The organism is Streptomyces sp. P17 (genome assembly GCF_032436805.1).
In the GTDB taxonomy this organism is placed as follows: Bacteria; Actinomycetota; Actinomycetes; order Streptomycetales; family Streptomycetaceae; genus Streptomyces.
The window spans coordinates 1-525 of record NZ_JAVRBF010000289.1; the positions used below are offsets into that span (position 1 = coordinate 1).

Annotated in this window: 1 protein-coding gene; it reads right to left on the reverse strand. The window is 64.4% G+C overall.

Annotation, left to right across the window (positions count from 1 at the left end):
* A partial coding sequence (locus RMT89_RS40915; RefSeq protein ID WP_315888828.1) for a hypothetical protein occupies nucleotides 1-525 on the reverse strand: 525 nt, incomplete at both ends.

The following is a 525-nucleotide window of genomic DNA, read 5'->3' on the forward strand; positions in this document are numbered from 1 at the left end:
GCCCTTTTCGCCCTTCTTTACCTGTTCGGCCAAGCTCGCAATCGACTTTTCGACCGCGATCTGCGACCCGGACATTTTCAGCAGCTCATTCCCGTACGCTTGTGTCGCCTCCAGCAGCTCCTTCTGCGCCTCTGCCGATCGTTGGGCGGCGTCCGCTTGCTTCTGTAGCGCCTTCTCGTTGTCCTTGGCGGCGTCGGTCGACCCCTCGGTCGCCTCCGCCATCTGCGCCGCCTTCGCGGCTGCATCCCCGACGAGCTGCGACTCCTCCGCGAGGCGGGAGGTCACCTCATCCGAGAGCGAAACCCGGTCGGAAAGCGTCGACTTCAGTCTGTCATTCTCGCGGACGAGGTCCGCCAACTTGATCTGCTCATCCTCGGTCGCCACACCCTTGGCTCGCATCGACTCGATAGCAGCATCGTTGGCGCGGACCTGACCCTCCAGCGCCGACTTGCTCGCATCGAGCTGGCTCCTCACGCGAGCCATCGCGTCGGCATTCCCGAGCGCCGCGTCAGTCAGGTCAGCGAG